The sequence below is a fragment of the Pseudomonas sp. GW822-FHT03F08 genome, from assembly GCF_058801265.1.
Window position 1 is genome coordinate 406,692 of sequence record NZ_JBXANC010000006.1, and the last position, 17,348, is coordinate 424,039.

Annotated in this window: 11 protein-coding genes; 4 read left to right on the plus strand and 7 right to left on the minus strand. The window is 61.3% G+C overall.

Annotated elements, in window-relative coordinates; all coding sequences use genetic code 11:
- Positions 1 to 2: 2 nt before the first annotated feature.
- Both AC1RME_RS17735 and AC1RME_RS17740 read left to right on the plus strand, forming a co-directional pair.
- The gene (locus AC1RME_RS17735) at positions 3 to 1,775 is read left to right on the plus strand and encodes an ATP-binding protein (RefSeq protein ID WP_176504811.1); all 1,773 of its coding nucleotides are present in this window, start codon (positions 3 to 5) and stop codon (positions 1,773 to 1,775) included.
- Positions 1,765 to 3,153: a sigma-54-dependent transcriptional regulator gene (locus AC1RME_RS17740; RefSeq protein ID WP_096818501.1), complete on the plus strand. Its 1,389-nt coding sequence runs from the start codon at positions 1,765 to 1,767 to the stop codon at positions 3,151 to 3,153. The genes AC1RME_RS17735 and AC1RME_RS17740 overlap by 11 nt, the downstream gene beginning before the upstream one ends.
- A 38-nt stretch (positions 3,154 to 3,191) precedes the next feature.
- Here the strand turns inward: AC1RME_RS17740 and AC1RME_RS17745 are convergent, their stop codons facing one another.
- Both AC1RME_RS17745 and AC1RME_RS17750 read right to left on the minus strand, forming a co-directional pair.
- Positions 3,192 to 3,857, minus strand: coding sequence for a DsbA family oxidoreductase (locus tag AC1RME_RS17745; protein ID WP_096818503.1), 666 nt, complete (start codon positions 3,855 to 3,857; stop codon positions 3,192 to 3,194).
- 50 nt (positions 3,858 to 3,907) lie between these two features.
- A complete protein-coding gene (locus AC1RME_RS17750) occupies positions 3,908 to 4,942 on the minus strand; it encodes an alpha/beta fold hydrolase (protein ID WP_493072500.1) in 1,035 nt (344 codons plus the stop codon).
- Between the two features lie 211 nt (positions 4,943 to 5,153).
- On the opposite strand from AC1RME_RS17750, the gene AC1RME_RS17755 reads away from it, so the two are divergent.
- Entirely contained in the window at positions 5,154 to 10,706 is a 5,553-nt protein-coding gene (locus AC1RME_RS17755; RefSeq protein WP_493091583.1) for a dermonecrotic toxin domain-containing protein, read from the plus strand.
- Between the two features lie 39 nt (positions 10,707 to 10,745).
- On the opposite strand, the gene metE is transcribed toward AC1RME_RS17755, so the two are convergent.
- A complete protein-coding gene (metE, locus tag AC1RME_RS17760; RefSeq protein ID WP_096818507.1) occupies positions 10,746 to 13,058 on the minus strand; it encodes a 5-methyltetrahydropteroyltriglutamate--homocysteine S-methyltransferase in 2,313 nt (770 codons plus the stop codon).
- Between the two features lie 111 nt (positions 13,059 to 13,169).
- On the opposite strand from metE, the gene metR reads away from it, so the two are divergent.
- A complete protein-coding gene (gene metR / locus AC1RME_RS17765; protein ID WP_096818509.1) occupies positions 13,170 to 14,087 on the plus strand; it encodes a transcriptional regulator MetR in 918 nt (305 codons plus the stop codon).
- Here metR and AC1RME_RS17770 read toward each other — a convergent pair.
- The 4 genes from AC1RME_RS17770 to nosR form a co-directional block, all read right to left on the minus strand.
- On the minus strand, positions 14,071 to 14,601 hold the full coding sequence (locus tag AC1RME_RS17770; RefSeq protein ID WP_096818511.1) for a GNAT family N-acetyltransferase: 531 nt from the start codon (positions 14,599 to 14,601) through the stop codon (positions 14,071 to 14,073). The genes metR and AC1RME_RS17770 overlap by 17 nt on opposite strands.
- Before the next feature lie 2 nt (positions 14,602 to 14,603).
- On the minus strand, positions 14,604 to 15,242 hold the full coding sequence (locus tag AC1RME_RS17775) for a LysE family translocator (RefSeq protein ID WP_096818512.1): 639 nt from the start codon (positions 15,240 to 15,242) through the stop codon (positions 14,604 to 14,606).
- 23 nt (positions 15,243 to 15,265) lie between these two features.
- A complete protein-coding gene (locus tag AC1RME_RS17780) occupies positions 15,266 to 15,700 on the minus strand; it encodes an NUDIX hydrolase (RefSeq protein WP_096818514.1) in 435 nt (144 codons plus the stop codon).
- A 72-nt stretch (positions 15,701 to 15,772) separates the two neighbouring features.
- A complete protein-coding gene (nosR, locus tag AC1RME_RS17785; RefSeq protein ID WP_096818516.1) occupies positions 15,773 to 17,128 on the minus strand; it encodes a response regulator c-di-GMP phosphodiesterase, NosR family in 1,356 nt (451 codons plus the stop codon).
- Positions 17,129 to 17,348: the final 220 nt, after the last annotated feature.

The window sequence follows — 17,348 nt, forward strand, 5'->3', positions numbered from 1 at the left end:
TGATGATCAACGACCGACGCGCCACCGCCCGACCCTTCGCCCTCTCCGGCTGGAGCCTGCAACGCAAACTGGTGCTGGCGTTCTGGCTGGTCAGCGTGATCCCGACCATGATCGCCGCGGAACTGGCGGCCACCACCCTGTCGCAGATTTTCGACAGCAACGTGCGGATCTGGCTGCAGGAATCGACCAAGATCGTCGAGGACGAGATTCGCGAGATCGTGCGCGACAACGCCCGCGTCGCACAGTTGTTCCTGCGCTACACCCGCCCGCCCACGGACCGGCAGTCGTCCAGACGCGACAAGCTCACCGCTGACATCGCTGACTCCATGGGCATCGACGTGGTCGCCCTGGTGCGCAACAGCGATCACAAAGTGGTATTCAGCACTGCCGCCGATGACATCGTGCGGCAAATCAGCACCGCGCCCAAAGCCGTGCTGCAGACTCTGCAGGTCGGCGGCGTGGCGACCGGCGCCGTGGTTTCAACCTTCGAAAGCGATCAGGACGGCACCGACTACAAACTGATTGTCGTGACCTACCTCGATAACAGTTTCCTCACCAGCGTCGCCGACGTGCACTCTCTGGATCTGCGCCTGTACCTGGCCAAGGGCGCCGACTTCTCGGAAATCTTTTCCACTCAGCGTTTTGAAGATCACCCGGCGATCGTGCCTGCAAAAATCGAGGACCAACTGCGCAGCACCAAGTTGCCGATCGAGCAGTCGACCAACCGCTACAGCGGCATCTACCGACCGATTCTCAACGAAAACGGTGAACTGCAAGGCGTGGTCTTCAGCGGTCTGCTGCGCCACACGACACTGGTCGGGCTGGTGAACCAGAGCAACCTGTTCATCCTGATCTTTATCCTCAGCTCGGCGGCTTCGCTCGCGGTGGGCTGGCTGGTATCCCAGCGCCTGACCATGCCGCTGCGCGGTCTGGCCAAAGGCGTGCAAGCGGTGATCGCCGGCGACTACCGTCAGCGCCTGCCCGTCACCGGCGGCGATGAACTGGCGGAACTGAGCAGCACCTTCAACCACATGAGCGAACGCCTCGGCGAGTTGCAGCACCTGGAATCGCAACTGCGACGCCGCGACCGCTTGCATGCGCTGGGTGAGGTCGCGATGGGCCTGGCCCATGAAATCCGCAACCCGCTGGGCATCATCAAGACCGCCACGCAACTGCTGCACCGGCGCGCCGACCTGCCGGAGACCGACAAGCGTCATCTGGAATACGTGGTCAGCGAAGTCAGCCGCATCAACGACCTGATCACCGAATTTCTCGACTTCGCCAAGCCCAGCGCGCCGCTACGCTCGACCCAACTGGCGCGGCCGCTGGTGGATGAGCTAGTGGGCTTCTGCGCCCCGGAACTGGCCAGCCACAATATCGATGTGCGGATCGACGACCGCGCTCCCGCCGCCACCCTGTATGCCGATGCGCGGCAACTCAAGCAGGCCGGCCTGAACCTGATCGTCAACGCCATCGACGCCATGCCCGACGGCGGTCGCCTGACCCTGGGCATCCACAGCGATAAGCACAATACGGTCATCAGCGTCAGCGACACGGGCCAGGGTATCGAAGCGGACATGCTCGAGCGGATCTTCACGCCGTTCGTCACCACCAAGGCGTCCGGCACCGGGCTCGGCCTGGCCAAGGTGTTCTCGATCATGGAAAGCCATGACGGGCGCATCGAATGCGTCAGCGAAAAAGATGCCGGGGCCACGTTCAGCCTGTACATTCCGGCCAACGGTGAAGATTTCGACGAGGACAGCGATGACGCATAACGTACTGGTGGTCGACGACGAGCCCAAGCTCTGCGACCTGCTGGCATCGGCCTTGAGTCAGAACGACATTGTGGTGTTCACCGCCGGCAACGGCCTGCACGCGCTCAAGGTGCTGGAAGCCGAAGACATCGATCTGGTGATCAGCGACTGGCGCATGCCCGGCATGGACGGCCCGCAACTGCTGGCGGAAATCAAAAACCGTTTCCCGCAGTTGCCGGTGATCGTCATGACCGCCTACAGCACGGTGAAAAACGCCGTGCAGTCGATGCGCAACGGCGCCTTCGACTACATCGCCAAACCTTTCGACATCGATGAACTGGACATCACCGTCAGCAAGGCCCTGCAATTTCGCGACATCCTCAAAGACAACCAGCGCATGCGCGCCGAGCTCGACGAACACCAGCAGATCGACAGCCTGGTCGGCGACAGCCCGAGCTTTCGTCGGGTACTGAGCGCGATCGACTCGGTGCGCGAAAGCAACGCCACCATCCTGCTGACCGGCGAAAGCGGCACCGGCAAGGAAATGGTCGCCCGGGCCATCCACAAGCACGGCAACCGCGCCGACAAGCCGTTTGTCGCAGTCAACTGCGCGGCAATCCCGGAAGGGCTGCTGGAGAGTGAAATGTTCGGCCACCGCAAAGGCGCGTTCACCGGTGCGGTGGCGGACCGGGTCGGGCGTTTCCAGCAGGCGGACAAGGGCACGCTGTTTCTCGACGAAATCGGCGAAATGCCGCTGGCGCTGCAAGCGAAAATCCTGCGCGCCTTGCAAGAACGCATCATCGAACCGGTGGGCGATCCGCGCGAGCGCAAGGTCGATGTGCGGGTCATCGCCGCGACCAACAAGAACCTGCTGGATGCGGTGGCCAACAAGGAGTTTCGCGAAGACCTGTATTACCGCCTCAACGTGTTCCCGATTCCGTTGCCGGCCCTGCGTGAGCGGGTCGAAGACATCGCGCCGCTGGCCCGGCATTTCGCTCACACCCTGGGCGCCGCGGCGGGCAAGCGCTTTAGCGGTTTCAGTGCCGAAGCGTTGCAGGCAATGGCCCGCTACTCGTGGCCGGGCAATATTCGTGAACTGCAGAACTGCGTCGAACGCGCGACCATCGTGGCGTCCGGCGCAGAGATTGAAGAGCAGGACTTGCCGGCCTATCTGTTTGCCTCACAGCCGACCGAGCCCGGCGCCCTGGTCGCTGAAGGCAGCGTGCCGGCCGACCTGGAAGCGGCACTGGCCGAGGTGGAAAAAGCCTACATCCTCGCCGCGCTGGCGCAGAGCAACGGCGTGCAGGCTGCGGCAGCGCAGTTGATCGGGATTTCCGAGCGCAGTTTCTGGTATCGACTGAAAAAACTGGGGATTCACGTGGACAAGATCGTCCGCTAGCCACGGTTCCCGGACAGTGCCCGGGAACCCTCGCAGCATCAGTTCACCGTGCCGCCCTTCGCCTCGCTCATGATCTGCCGGATCGCCCCGACAAAGGTCTCGACCGGCTGCCCGCCACTGACCGCGTATTGCCCGTTGAACACCACGGTCGGCACCGAGCTTACGCCGCGCGACAGCCACAATTGCTCTTCTTTGCGCACGTCGCTGGCGAATTCGTCGGATGCCAGAATCGCCTCGGCACGCTGTCGGTCGAGGCCGACGCTTTCGACAATCTGCGCCAGTTGCGAGTGATCGGACGGGTTGCCGCCATCAGTGAAATACGCCTTGAACAGCGCCTCTTTCAATGGCAACTGCAAACCCTCCTCCCCGGCCCAGTGCAGCAATCGATGAGCATCGAAGGTGTTGTAGATACGGCTGTTCGAATCGGTGCGAAAACTGAAACCGACATCGGCCCCACGGGAGCGGATCACTTCACGATTCTTCTGTGACTGCTCTGGCGTCGATCCGTATTTTTCATGGATATGTTCGCCGATGTTCTGCCCTTCCGGTCCCATCTTCGGGTTCAGCTCGAACGGCTGGAAACGGATCTCGGCCTGCACCTCGTTGCGCAGAATCTCCAGCGCCCGCAGCAGACCGTACAGACCGACGACGCACCACGGGCAGGACACGTCGCTGACAAAATCGATTTTAAGGGCAGAACTCATGACTCACCTCGCGCGTTCAATCGTGGCCAAAGACCTGCACGATACACCCGCTAGAGCAGATTGCGCTCGGTCACCGGTTCGATCTGCGCCCAGTGCGAAGTGTCTTCACGGTGTTGCTGCAAATACGGCAACACCGCCGCCAGCAACGGCGCCTTGAACGCCTCCTGGAAACGATGGGCCAGACCTGGAATCAGCTTCAACTGGCTGCCGCGAATGTGCGCCGCCAGATGCACGCCATGCATCACCGGCAGCAATGGGTCGGCCGTGCCGTGCACCACCAGCGTCGGCACCCGCAATTGATTGAGCAATGCCACGCGGCTCGGCTCGGCAAGGATCGCCATGATCTGACGCTTCACGCCTTCGGGGTTGAACGCCCGGTCATAGGACACCGCCGCCTGATGCAACAGCATCTGACGATCATCGGTGACCGTCGGGCTGCCCAGTGCTGCCAGCAGATCGGCCTGTTGTTCCAGCGCCACTTCGCGATTGGGTGCGCCGCGTCGCGACAGCAACTGCACCAGCGCCGCGCTCGGTGCCGGCAGGCCTTCGGCACCGGAGCTGGTCATGATCAGCGTCAGGCTTTCGACCCGTTGCGGCGCCATGGCCGCCAGGTGCTGGGCGATCATCCCGCCCATGCTCGCGCCGAGCACGTGGAATTGCTCGACGTGCAACGCGTCCATCAGGCCCAGCGCATCCTCGGCCATGTCGGTCAGGCTGTAAGGCGCCGCCACCGGCAGACCGAGCTTGTAACGCAGCACTTCAAACGTCAGGTTGGCCTCGGCCGGCGCCTGGCGCCAGGTCGAAAGACCCACGTCACGATTGTCATAGCGAATCACCCGAAAACCCTGCTGACACAGGGCGATCACCACTTCGTCAGGCCAGTGAATCAACTGCCCGCCCAGCCCCATCACCAGCAACAACGCCGGATCCGACGCACGACCAATGCTCTGGTACGCCAGGCTCACCTGCTGCAGATCGACCCGTTCGGTCGGTACATTGACGTCGCAACGCGACGCCGCATAAGACGCCTGCCCGAAAAAAACCGCGGCCAACAACGCCGCGATTGCAAAAAATCCCTTGAACATGAAAAACACCGAAACGCAGAACCCCAGTAGAGCGCGAGTCTGATGAAGTTTGTTCAAGCGCGCTGCCACAGTTCGATGACAGTTTGATGAAGAGTGCCGAGCGGTCATTTCCAGGCGCGATAACTATGCAACACCACTGCCCCAGGCATTTCTTTTCAATGGTTCGTTATATGGAGTGGATCTCCCGCTCCCCGTCGCGAGCCACTTGAGCATGTCCGAACACATTTTTACCGATCACCCGATGCCTGCACCGCACGTCTGGCCTGCTTCGCTGCCTTTGCCGACAAACATCGACAGCGCGCTGTTACACAGCGCCATGGATCGCTGGCGCAGTGCCAGTCATGGTTTGCGTGACCTGTTTGACGGCGTACCGTCCATCCGCACTTCGCTGACTGACCTGCTGGAACGTGAGCTCGATCTGGGGGAGCGGGATTCAGGCCTTCTCTTTCCGGCGACTGATAAATACCCCGAGCAATTTGTCGGTTTCACGCCGCTGCTTGCCTTCATCTATCCAAAAGACCAACCGGAAACGACGCTCGCCCGCCCCTGTGCAGTAACCGGCCTCGACAGCAACCATGCGATGGCGTCCCTTACCCCCCTTCAATTGCTGGTCCGGATCACGGCGCTGGCCCCGGAAACTGAACTGAACCGGCGCTGGGAGTCGTACTGGAATGCCCGAGCGCCCGGGACGGCTTTTTCACGTCGTGAACAGGCCGGCCGGCTGTACCAGTCTCATCTGGAGGCAACCGCTCAGGTAGCGCTGGCGCAGCGCAGCCTGACCGCCGACCATTTAGAACCGTTATGGCTGCTCATGAATGCCTCGTCGTCCCCGCCACGCCTGGGTGATCAACCCGTGCATAGCGAAGGGTTGGAGCTGGTGCTCGGCAACGACTCCCGGGGCAAAATTCCCGGTACGTGGGTGATCAGCGTCGGAGACCGACAATCCGGGCGGCAACTCCTGTATTTGCCCCATCATCCGGTGCCCTTGCAGTCCTTCGACGGACGCAGCGATATGGAGGCCTGGTTGTCTGGCCTGGGACTCGTTCCGAACGGACTGCTCACAACCGGGCTGCGCTTTGAATACAGTGCCAGAGCCCTGCCATTGACCACAGGCATGACGGACGTGCTGGCCCAGATGCAACAGGCCCGGATCAATACCTTGCGTCAGGGCTCGGCCGGCAAGTCCGGACTGGCCGAGCATGGCGCTCAGGCTCTGGACCAGACAGACAGGCTGGAACGCCAACTGCGCATTGCGGGGTCGCCGGCCTCCCCTCCTGCTGTGCCGGAGTGGAGGCCGGCGACCCGGGATGAAGAGCAACCGTTGTTCGGTGCGCTGACCACCGATATTCCATGGCCAGTGCGCCAGGCTGCACTCGAGCGACAGCGCGACGCCCTGCAAATCTGGTCAACCGTTGCCAGAAATGAAGAGCGCCAGGCGTTCAAGGATCAGCTCCAGCGTCTGGAAGCTGCTGAACTGGCGGCCGATATGGCAGCTCAAGCCATGCTGTACCGCGAACGCGCACTGGATACGGTTACCCTCGATCGCGAATTCACCGCCCTGCACCAGGCGCACAAAAAAGGGCTGCTCGCCGAAGCCGGACTGCAGCACACACTCAAGCAACTGAGTGAAGAACAGTACGTGGCACTGATGTCTGTTCTGGACACCTCCGGCGACGCCGATGCCGACTGGTGCGCAGCCGAGATATCGCTATCGGCGCGCGACCGGCCCAACGCCTCCCGACAGACGCTCAACGGACCGCTGGTCATCACCCACGAGGCCGCCCTGTCGGATCCCGCTGCGCCTCATGCTCTGCTGTTGTATTGGCCGGGTACTGGTGGCGGATTGCAACGGTTCGACAATCGTCGTGAACTGGAGTGCGAGGTGTTCAAGGTACAGGAGCAAGACCCGTTGCTGATGTTGCAACTGAGCCGGATCACAGGCGATCCGTTGCAGCATGTCCTGAATCAGGTGTCCGTCGAGTTCGAAGAGCAGGCAGGCGCCCTACGCCGGAACGACAGTGAAACACCCCGGTCGGCGCTACGTGCCGAATATCTCGAAACCTTGCGCCGGCAGTTTGTCGCCAGACTGCAAGTGCCCGTCAGCGCCGCACGGCAACTGGCCTTGTCGCACCTTGGAGAACAAGACACCAGCGCTGCTCTGGCCTCCAGCCTGCCGGACTGGCTGAGCAATCTGTCCGGGATCGACCGTAGCGAACTCAGGTGGCTGGTCGAGGCATACATCAAAGCCATGCAACGTAGTCAGACCCTGATGGAAACGGCCCTGCCACCGCGCGACGAATTCACCCGAAAACATTTGCAAGCCCGCCTGCGCGAGGATTTTTCGCTCAAGGGAATTTTCGATGTGCAATTGGATCTGCCCGATTCAGTCGCGATGGAACACCATGCGTTCAACGCCCCTGGCGCGCCGGGCACCCCGAAGAAACTGGTATTGGTACCCAGCAAGACACGCAGCAAGATGTCCCTTGAAACCCTCGCCCAGAGCAATATCGACAACACACCGTCGATGAGCATGGAGCCCCTGGCGCTACGCCTGGGCTTCATGAAAGTCGACGTCACCGCATCAGACGAGACCGAGCGCCAAATCCTGGCCGCCGGTATTACCAAGGCTTACCTGACCAGAACACTGCCCGACCTGGACCTGCCCAAAGCTTACGAAACCCTGATCCACCAGGTATTCATGGGATCGAACGATGACACGCCGTTCGTCAACGAACATCGCCGCGAGTGCCTGCTGGAACCGTGGCGGTTGGTACTCAGACTGCAAGGCGAATGCGCCCGCTTGCAAAAACACATCAACGCGCAGGACCTGCAAATCCTCGACATCGCCATTGATGCCGATACCGCCCCTGCCTGGCGTGCGAATAACAGGCACATCGTCTTGCTGCCGGCCCTGCTGACTTCCGGCGGCAGGGACACACCAAACGAAGGCCCGGTGACGATCTCCGGCGTGAGCTTCATAGAGGAACAGGTCAGCGGGACAACATTGCTGTACCTGACCGACAGCCCCGATGGGCAATGTCTGCGTCGCTACGACAATCTGGAAACCGCGCGCAAGGCGCTCTTCAACCTGTGCATGCAGGAAAAATGGTCTGGTTACCTGGCCGGCCGGGCTGTGCAAGGCGACGTACGCGCCCACGAGCACCGTATAGGGCAAGCCGTGTTCAAGCGTTTCGATGCCCTGATCGGAGTGGGTGAACGCTGGCCGGCGACAACATCTTTGGCCGCGCACCTGCTCAATGCGCAAATGGGGCGACTGATCCAGGCCCATCGCAGCACTTCGCACTTCAATGCCGACCTGGCTGGTGAGCGTTACGCGTTGAGCGGCTCAAGAGTGTTTACCTACATCAAACTGGCGCTGAGTCTCGTGCCATTTGTCGGCACTGCCATTGGCCTGTACGACGCCTGGACCAGCGCCAATCAGGCCGTGTCTGCATTTCTGCGGGGTGCTGTGGGCGATGGACTGTCGGAAATCGAAGGGTTGCTGCTGGCGCTGATCGATGCGGCGATGGACATTCTGCCCACCGTAGGCGCAGGCACCGGGGCCGCAACAGTGACGCGTGGCCGGCAGTTGCGCAAATTGGCTGCCAGCCCTGCCACGTTTCACGTACCCGACAGGCGCAGCGCGCAACATCTGAGTGCGCGGTTTGCCGGCTACGAGTGCCAGCAGCCCATTTTCCTGAGCGGCATGGAACCGGCCAGCGCAGGTCTGTTTCGCAACGTCTACCGACATGCCGACGGCGATTTTGTTATCCGTCAGGGACGGATCTATCAGGTCGAACTGAGCAAGGACTCACGGGGCTGGCGCCTGGCCGGAAGTTCGCAGAAAACCTACAAGCAGCCAATCGCTCTGGATGAAGCGGGTAACTGGGACACCCATTTCGGGGTGTATGGAACGACATTCGACGGCGGTGGCGCAGGAGGCGGCAACGTATTCGGGCACCTCGCGGATGCGCTGGATCCTGTCTGGCCCATGAGCATTCGTCAACGTCTGCCACGCTGGTGGGGTGACCGGGTGTTTCGTCGCCATCACCAATTGACCCGGCAGACTGATGACCTCGCCCGGCAGATCGACGCCCGATTCGCCGAAAGCCACGCCGCCATCACCCGCTACAACGACGCCCCCCTCGATCAACGCCCGGCCTTGCGAGCGACCGCCGATGCGGCCTGCATCGGCGATATCGAAATAGCCAGCCGGCGTTACCGGTTACTGACCGATCTGTTGCCTCTGACCCATGGCAACAAACGACGCAAGGTCATCGAATGCATGAGCCTGGACGCCTGGAAAGTGACTGATCGGGTTCAACTGCGCGTTCATCACGTCAATCACCAGGTCAGCCCGCTGCTGGACCGGATTGACCCGCTGATCGAGCGTCTGATCGACCTGCCAGCAGAGCTGCTCGATGAACACATCTCCATTCACCGGGAGATTCGCAGATTGCGCCTGGAAACGATGCAAAAAACCGAGGAGATCGAAAGCCTGATGCGCGATCTCAACCAATGGTACGAACGCATCAGCCTGCCCCGGGACAAAGCGCATCTCCGTGCCGAAGTCGAGGGTTTGAACAAGCGCTTGAGCGAGAGCAACCTGCTCTATCTCAAGACCGGCAGCTTGCTGGAGATCGTCCAGCGCTACGACAACCTGAGCGAGCTGTCCTGGCACTTTCTGCAGAGTCAGGCACGAGAGTTGCGCGCCGGGATGGATCGTGCCCTCTACATCCAGTTCAGCCTGCCCGAGACCGGCGCGACCCGAGGCCAACGCAATCAGATCCTGCAGGACTGCCTCGATACGTATGCACAGTTTCGGCGAGCCATGACCGCGTGGACGGCCAGTTACTCCCAACATTTTTACATGGAAGACGTCCCTGCCCTGCTGGCCGGCATCGAGAAAATGGCCGACCGGGCCCGCAGAACCCTTGAACTGCCGACAGTGTCCGCACCCACCGGGCGCAGCAACAAAAAGATCTTCATCACCGAAGACGATCAATTACTGATCGGTGTCGAACACTGGGAGTCGACCACCCAGACACGCCGCTATCACTTGACCGGCAAGGGCGGTGTCGATGAGGTGTGGGAACAGGGCAGCAACGGCAAATACCGTCTCTTGAACACCCCTGCCCGATCGACTTCCCCCATCGAGCGAAATCTGGACGCGTTAGTCACCGAGGCGCGCACGCGACTGGATCGCTTGCCGACTTACGAGACCAAGGTGAACAACCATGCCCGGCAAGACATGCTCCCGGTCGACCTGGAACACATGATGGTCAGTGAAGCGGACGAACTGATTCGCCGCGCACAACGTATCGAGCAGATCGATGCGCAGCACCCGATCATCGCTACCCTGCGCGGCAAAGCGACCGAAGTCCGGATTCGCGGAAGACAAATGCGCACCCAGCAGTCACTGAACAGCAAGAACCCGACCGATGGCATGCTCGACGACCTGATCGGACAGCACGCCGTGGATATTCAAAAGGTTCAGCCACTGAAAAATCTCGGCAAACGCAAGGACGGTCGTATCGATTACCTGCAGGAATATGAAGTCCGCGACAGGACACAGGCACCACCACGACTGCTGTGGTATGCCCACTTCCATTATTCCAAGGCAACCCCCGGCTTTCGCGAATTCGAAAAGGCCCATTTGAAGCTGCCCGAACACCGGTCATTGACCCACGCCGACGATCCTTCCCTGCCTTATGCCGACATCGGCAAGCGCTCGTCGGTACTGATCCATTTCGAGAACCTGTGAAAACGAACGGGGGAGCGGTCAATGCGCTCCCCCGCTTTGTCAGGCCAACTGACTGCGCAACTGCCGTGCCGCCGCAACCATGTTCACCAATGCCGCTTCAGTCTCCGGCCAGGCACGAGTCTTCAACCCGCAATCGGGGTTGACCCACAAGCGCTGCGCCGGAATACGCTTCACGGCTTTGCTCATCAACTTGACCATTTCCGCCGTGTCCGGCACCCGTGGCGAGTGGATGTCGTAGACGCCCGGACCGATGTCGTTCGGGTAGTCGAACGCTTCGAAGGCTTCGAGCAGCTCCATGTCCGAGCGCGAGGTTTCGATGGTGATCACGTCGGCGTCCATGTCGGCGATGGCCTTGATCACGTCGTTGAATTCGCTGTAGCACATGTGGGTGTGAATCTGGGTTTCATCCTTCACGCCCGAGGCCGTCAGGCGGAACGCGTCCACGGCCCAGTCGAGGTATTCCTGCCATTGCTCACGGCGCAGCGGCAGGCCTTCACGGAACGCGGCTTCGTCGATCTGGACGATCTTGATCCCGGCGTTTTCCAGATCCACCACTTCGTCACGCAGGGCCAGCGCCAGTTGCTGTGCCTGGACTTTGCGCGACACGTCTTCGCGGGGGAACGACCACATCAGCATGGTCACCGGGCCGGTCAGCATGCCTTTCATGACCTTGTCGGTCAGGCTCTGGGCGTAGGTGATCCAGTCGACGGTCATGGCGTTCGGACGGGACAGATCACCATAAATCACCGCCGGTTTGACGCAACGGGAACCGTAGCTCTGGACCCAGCCGAACCGGGTGAACAGGTAACCATCGAGCTGCTCGGCGAAGTACTCGACCATGTCGTTGCGCTCGGCTTCACCGTGCACCAGCACATCCAGGCCCAGACGTTCCTGGACTTGCACCGCATGGCGGATTTCGCTGCGCATGGCATCGTGGTAATCGTTGGCCGACAGCTTGCCCTGCTTGAACGCCTGACGGGCCAGACGGATCGAGCCGGTCTGCGGGAACGAACCGATGGTGGTGGTCGGGAACGTCGGCAATTTCAGACGCGCCTGTTGTGCGGCGATGCGTTTGGCGAACGGCGAATGGCGCTGGCTGTCGCTGGCGCCGATCGCGTTGATCCGCGCCTGCACGTCGGCCTTGTGAATGCGTGGCGAGCGGGCGCGGCTTTCTTGGATGGCGCGGCTTTCGGCCAGTGCGCTTTGCACTTTCGGCGCTTGCGGATCGTTCAAGGCATCACGCAAAACCGAGATTTCGCTGCACTTCTGCACGGCGAATGCCAGCCAGCTTTTCAGTTCCGGATCGAGCTTGTCCTCACGCTCGACATCCACCGGGCTGTGCAACAGCGAGCAGGAACTGCTGACCCACAGGTTGTCGCCAAAACGCTCCTGGGCCGGTTGCAGTTGTGCCAGCGCCTGCTCCAGTTCGCAGCGCCAGACGTTGCGACCGTTGACCAGGCCCACCGAAAGAATCTTGTAAGTCGGCAGTCGATCCAGCACCTGACCCAGTTGATCCGGCGCACGTACAGCGTCGATGTGCAGGCCTTGTACCGGCAGGCCGACGGCGAGGCCGAGGTTGTCTTGCAGACCGCTGAAATAGGTCGCCACCAGTTTCTTCAGCGGCGAGTACTGAAGGATGTGATAGGCGCGTTCGAACGCACTTTTCCACGCCTGCGGCAGGTCGAGGGTCAGGATCGGTTCGTCGATCTGCACCCACTCCACGCCCTGCGCGGCGAGGCGACCGAGGATTTCGTTGTAGACCGGCAGCAGGCGCTCGAGCAGGTCGAGCTTGTCGAAGTCGTTGCCTTTCGCCTTGCCCAGCCACAGGTAAGTCAGCGGGCCGATGATCACCGGTTTGACGTTGTGACCGAGGGCCTTGGCTTCTTCGACCTCATCGAACAGCTGTTCCCAGCTCAGTTTGAACGACTGGTCTGCGGTGAATTCCGGGACCAGGTAGTGGTAGTTGGTGTCGAACCACTTGGTCAGTTCTTGCGCATATTGGGTCTTGCCATGTTCGCCGCCACAGCAGGAGGTCGTGGCGCCACGGGCCATGGCGAAGAGTGTGTCGAGGGTCGGCAGGCCGCGTTCATCGCGCACGCCATCGAAGCGCTCGGGGATCACACCGAAGGTCAGCGAATGGGTCAGCACCTGGTCGTACCAGGCAAAGTCGCCGACCGGCAGCAGATCGATGCCGGCATCTTTCTGCAGTTGCCAGTGTTTGGCGCGCAGCTCACGGCCGACCTGATTCAAAGCGGCCTGATCAAGATCGCCTTTCCAGTAGGCTTCGAGGGCTTTTTTCAGTTCGCGGTCGGCGCCGATGCGCGGGAAACCAAGGGTGTGGGCCACGGCCATGTCGAGTGTTCTCCATTGCGTAAAAGATGGCGCCATTGTCGACAGCCAGGACAACATGAGACAAACTCAACCTTTTCGTGTTGATCACAAATTTTCCTCATGGAGCCTGCGGTGCTTGAGATCCGTCACCTGAAAACCCTGCACGCCCTGCGCGAAGCCGACAGCCTGGTCGATGCGGCCGACCGCCTGCACCTGACCCAGTCGGCGCTGTCCCACCAGTTCAAGGAACTGGAAGAACGCATGGGCATGCCGTTGTTCGTGCGCAAGACCAAACCCGTGCGTTTCACCAGCGCCGGCCTGCGCCTGCTGCAACTGGCGGACGCGACCCTGCCGCTGCTGCGCGGTGCCGAACGTGATATCGCGCGCCTGGCCGGTGGCACCGCCGGGCGTCTGCACATGGCGATCGAATGCCACAGCTGCTTCCAGTGGCTGATGCCGACCATCGACCAGTTCCGCGATGCGTGGCCGGAAGTCGAACTCGACCTGGCCTCGGGTTTCTCCTTCGCACCGCTGCCGGCGTTGGCCCGGGGCGATCTGGATCTGGTAGTGACGTCCGATCCGTTGGAAATTGCCGGCATCACCTACGTGCCGCTGTTCACCTACGAAGCGATGCTCGCGGTCGCCAACCAGCACGCATTGGCGAGCAAACCGTACATCGTCCCCGAAGACCTGCTGACCGAAACCCTGATCACTTATCCGGTTGAACGCGACCGGCTGGACATCTTCACCCGCTTCCTCGAACCGGCCGACATCGAACCTGCGCAAGTGCGCACTTCGGAGCTGACGGTGATGATGATGCAACTGGTGGCCAGCGGCCGTGGCGTGTGCGGCATGCCGCATTGGGCGCTGCATGAATACAGCTCGCGGGGTTACGTGAAGGCCAAGCGGCTGGGCGAGAAAGGTCTTTTTGCGACGCTGTATGCGGCGATCCGTGCCGACATGCTGGACGCGCCGTACATGCGCGATTTCCTGCTGACGGCCAAGGACACGTCGTTCTCGACGCTGGATGGGGTCAGCGCGGTTCGTTAAGGCTGGCGGATGGCACGAAAGGCGCGCACCACATGTGGATCTTGTCGAAGTAGTCCTCGCCGACCCGCACCGCCATCGGCTCCAGGCCGAACTGGACGAAGCCGCAGCGCTGGTACAGATGAAACGCCGCCTCGTTGCCGGCAGTGACGGTCAGTTGAATGACTTTCAGTGCCGGATGCTGCTGCGCTTCCCCCAGCACGGCCTCCATCAGTTTCAGGCCCAGCCCGCGCTGACGAAACTCAGCCGACACATACATGCCGAAGACCGTTGCCTTGTGCCGGGCCTTTTCCCGAGGCTCGAACGCCAGGCCGACAATGCCCGCCAACCGGCCTTCTTCGAACGCGCCAAACACCGCGTCGAGCTTGCTGGTCAGGCGTGATTCCCACCAACTCAAGGGCATCGCCGCGCGCTCGCGTACGCTGGAGGTGAAGGCCTGCGGATGCCGGTCATACGCTTCCAGCATCAATTCGCGATAGGCCAGCGCATGACTGGCGTCCAGCCGTTCGATCCACATGTTCAAGCCGACCGGCGTTGTTCAAGCATCAGCCGTACGGCCAGACCGCCCAGCACAAAACCCATGAAGTAACGCTGCGCCGCCAGCCACGTCGGATTGCTGACGAACCACGAAGCGATGCCCGCCGCGAACAGCGCGATCAACAGGTTGACGCTGAAACTGACGCTGATCTGGGTCAGGCCGAGAATGATGCTTTGAGTGAACACCGAGCCGTGTTCAGGCGAAATGAACTGCGGAAATACCGAAAGGTAGAACACTGCGATTTTCGGGTTCAGGGCGCTGGTGAGAAAGCCCATGGTGATCAGTTTGCGCGACGAATCCGCTGGCAGTTGCTGCGCCTCGAACGGCGAACGCGCGCCGGGCTTCACCGCCTGCCAGGCCAGCCACAGCAGGTACAGCGCGCCGGCCCACTTCAACACTTCATAGGCCATCGGCACCGCGAGAAACACCGCGGTCAAACCGGCGGCCGCCGCGAACAGATGCACGAAGAACCCTGCCACCACGCCGAGCAGAGAGGTCACTCCGGCCTTGCGTCCCTGGCAGATCGAACGGGAGATCAGGTAGATCATGTTCGGCCCCGGCGTCAGTACCATCAGCAGTGCAGCGGCAGCAAAAATCAGCAGGTCTTGAAGCGGGATCATGACGAAGTCCTTTGTACGAATGATCAGGCGATCGCGGTCAGCGAGGCTCGATAAAACGGCAGGATCAGGTCACGTGTCAATGGGGCGAGAACCACATCGCCGTCGGTGGCCGGATCGATCCAGATCACCTCTTCGATCTCGGCGGCCGGGTAGACGTCGGCGTCGATGGTCAGTTGAAAGATCTCGGCCTGCACGACAAACCCCGGCTCGTTGGCAGCCGGTGCCGAGAACTGGCCGAGAAAAGTCGCCTGCGCCGTATCGATCACCAGCCCCAGTTCTTCCTCCAGCTCACGGGCCAGCGCATGTACCGGCAGCTCCTGGGCCTCGATCTTGCCGCCGGGCTGCATGAACGCCGTGGTGTCGCGCTTGCGCACCAGCAGGGTCTGGCCGTCGGGGTTGAGCAGCAGCGCGGCGGCAATACGAATGATGCGGGGGGAAACAGCGGATACAGAGGTCATGGGGCAGCCACCGGCCTTGAGAAAAACCGCAAGGATCCCATGCCGGCGGCGCCAGCGTCACCTCATACGGTCTCAAGACTGGGCCAGAAGCGCCGCCTCGCCCTCCTCCGGCACTTTTACGAATACCTTGTATTTGCCACCTTCCATGGCTTCGAAACTGATCAGTTTGTCCACCAGCAGTGCACTCAGCACCTTGCCGGCATTGAGCAGCAACATGCCGTTATCGGCATTGAGGTTGCGCGCCAGCATCATTCCCGCCGCCAGTTCCCGGGTGCCCAGCACCTTGACGCTCGGATCGGTCAGGGTGATATCGCTGACCATCGCGCACACCTTGATGAAATCCTCGATCAGCTCGGGATCATAGAGCTTGCCCGCGTACTGACGCAGGTACAGCAATGCTTCATCGCTGTTCATCTGCCGTTCGAGAATCAAACCGCGCTGCAATTCGACAAAATCCACCGCCAGTTTCAACAGCCGCGAGCCCAGGGGAATGGCCTCGCCCTTGAGCCGGTCGGGAAACCCGCTGCCGTCCCAATGCTCCTGATGGTGCAGGATCAGCCGCGCGGCATCCTTCATCGGGTCCAGGGTCATCAGCAGCGACTCACTCTGCTTCGGATAACCCCGATAGCGGTCGCGTTCGGTGCTGTGCAGCAGGTCCGAGGGGGTGGTCATCATGCTGTCGGTCCAGCTCAGCTTGCCGATGTTGTAGAGCGCGGCAGCCATGGTCAGGTCACGGCTGGCGGCTTCGTCCAGACGATGCACCTTGCAGTAGCCGCGCACCAGTTCAATGATCTGCCGGTTGGTCTGCTTGGCCGGCGGCAGGCGCAGGTTGGCGAGCAACGAGAACACTTCGGTGCCGGTCACATAACTGTGCTTGAGCTCCTCGTAGGCCAGGTCGAGCATGTCGGCGGTCTGTTGCAGCTCGGCGGTACGGGCGCTGACGTGTTTTTCCAGGGTGCTGTTGAGCAACTTCAACTGGTCGTTCTGCACCCGGGTCAATTGCTCCAGACGCTCGCGCTCCCGGGCCAGATGTTGATGTTCCAGCGCCTGGCGCAGGATCAGGAGCATTTCTTCGTCGTTCCAGGGTTTGCTGATATAGCGGTCGATCTGCCCTTCGTTGATGGCCTTGATGATCGCCGAAGGGTCGGCATACCCCGTCAACATGATCCGCGTGGTCGCCGGATACAGCTGGTGAACGTTGGCCAGCAAGGTGGCGCCGTCCATGTTGGGCATCCGCGCGTCACTCATCACCAGATCGACCGGGCGTTGCGCCATCATTTCCAGTGCCTGGGTACCGCTGGTGGCGAGCAACACGTCATAGGGCTGGCCACGCAGCAGACGGCGCAGGCTGTTGAGGATCGACTCCTCGTCATCGACCAGCAACACGGTGGGCCGGTGGGTCAAAGTCGGGGCGGATTGCTCTTCCATGGCGAGGCCTCACGGGAAACGGTGGACATGACAGGCGTCTCGGCAGACCTCCTCGCTTGCCCGCGCCTCAGTGACAGGCTAGATGATTTTTTCGCGCAGACCGCACAAATCATCGGGTAAGGCGAAGTGCCGAAGGGGCAACTATGCTCAAGTCGCTGGACGACACCATCGGCCTGCGCGCAGGCGTGTGATGAGGGGAAAAGGATGCTCCCGATGACGA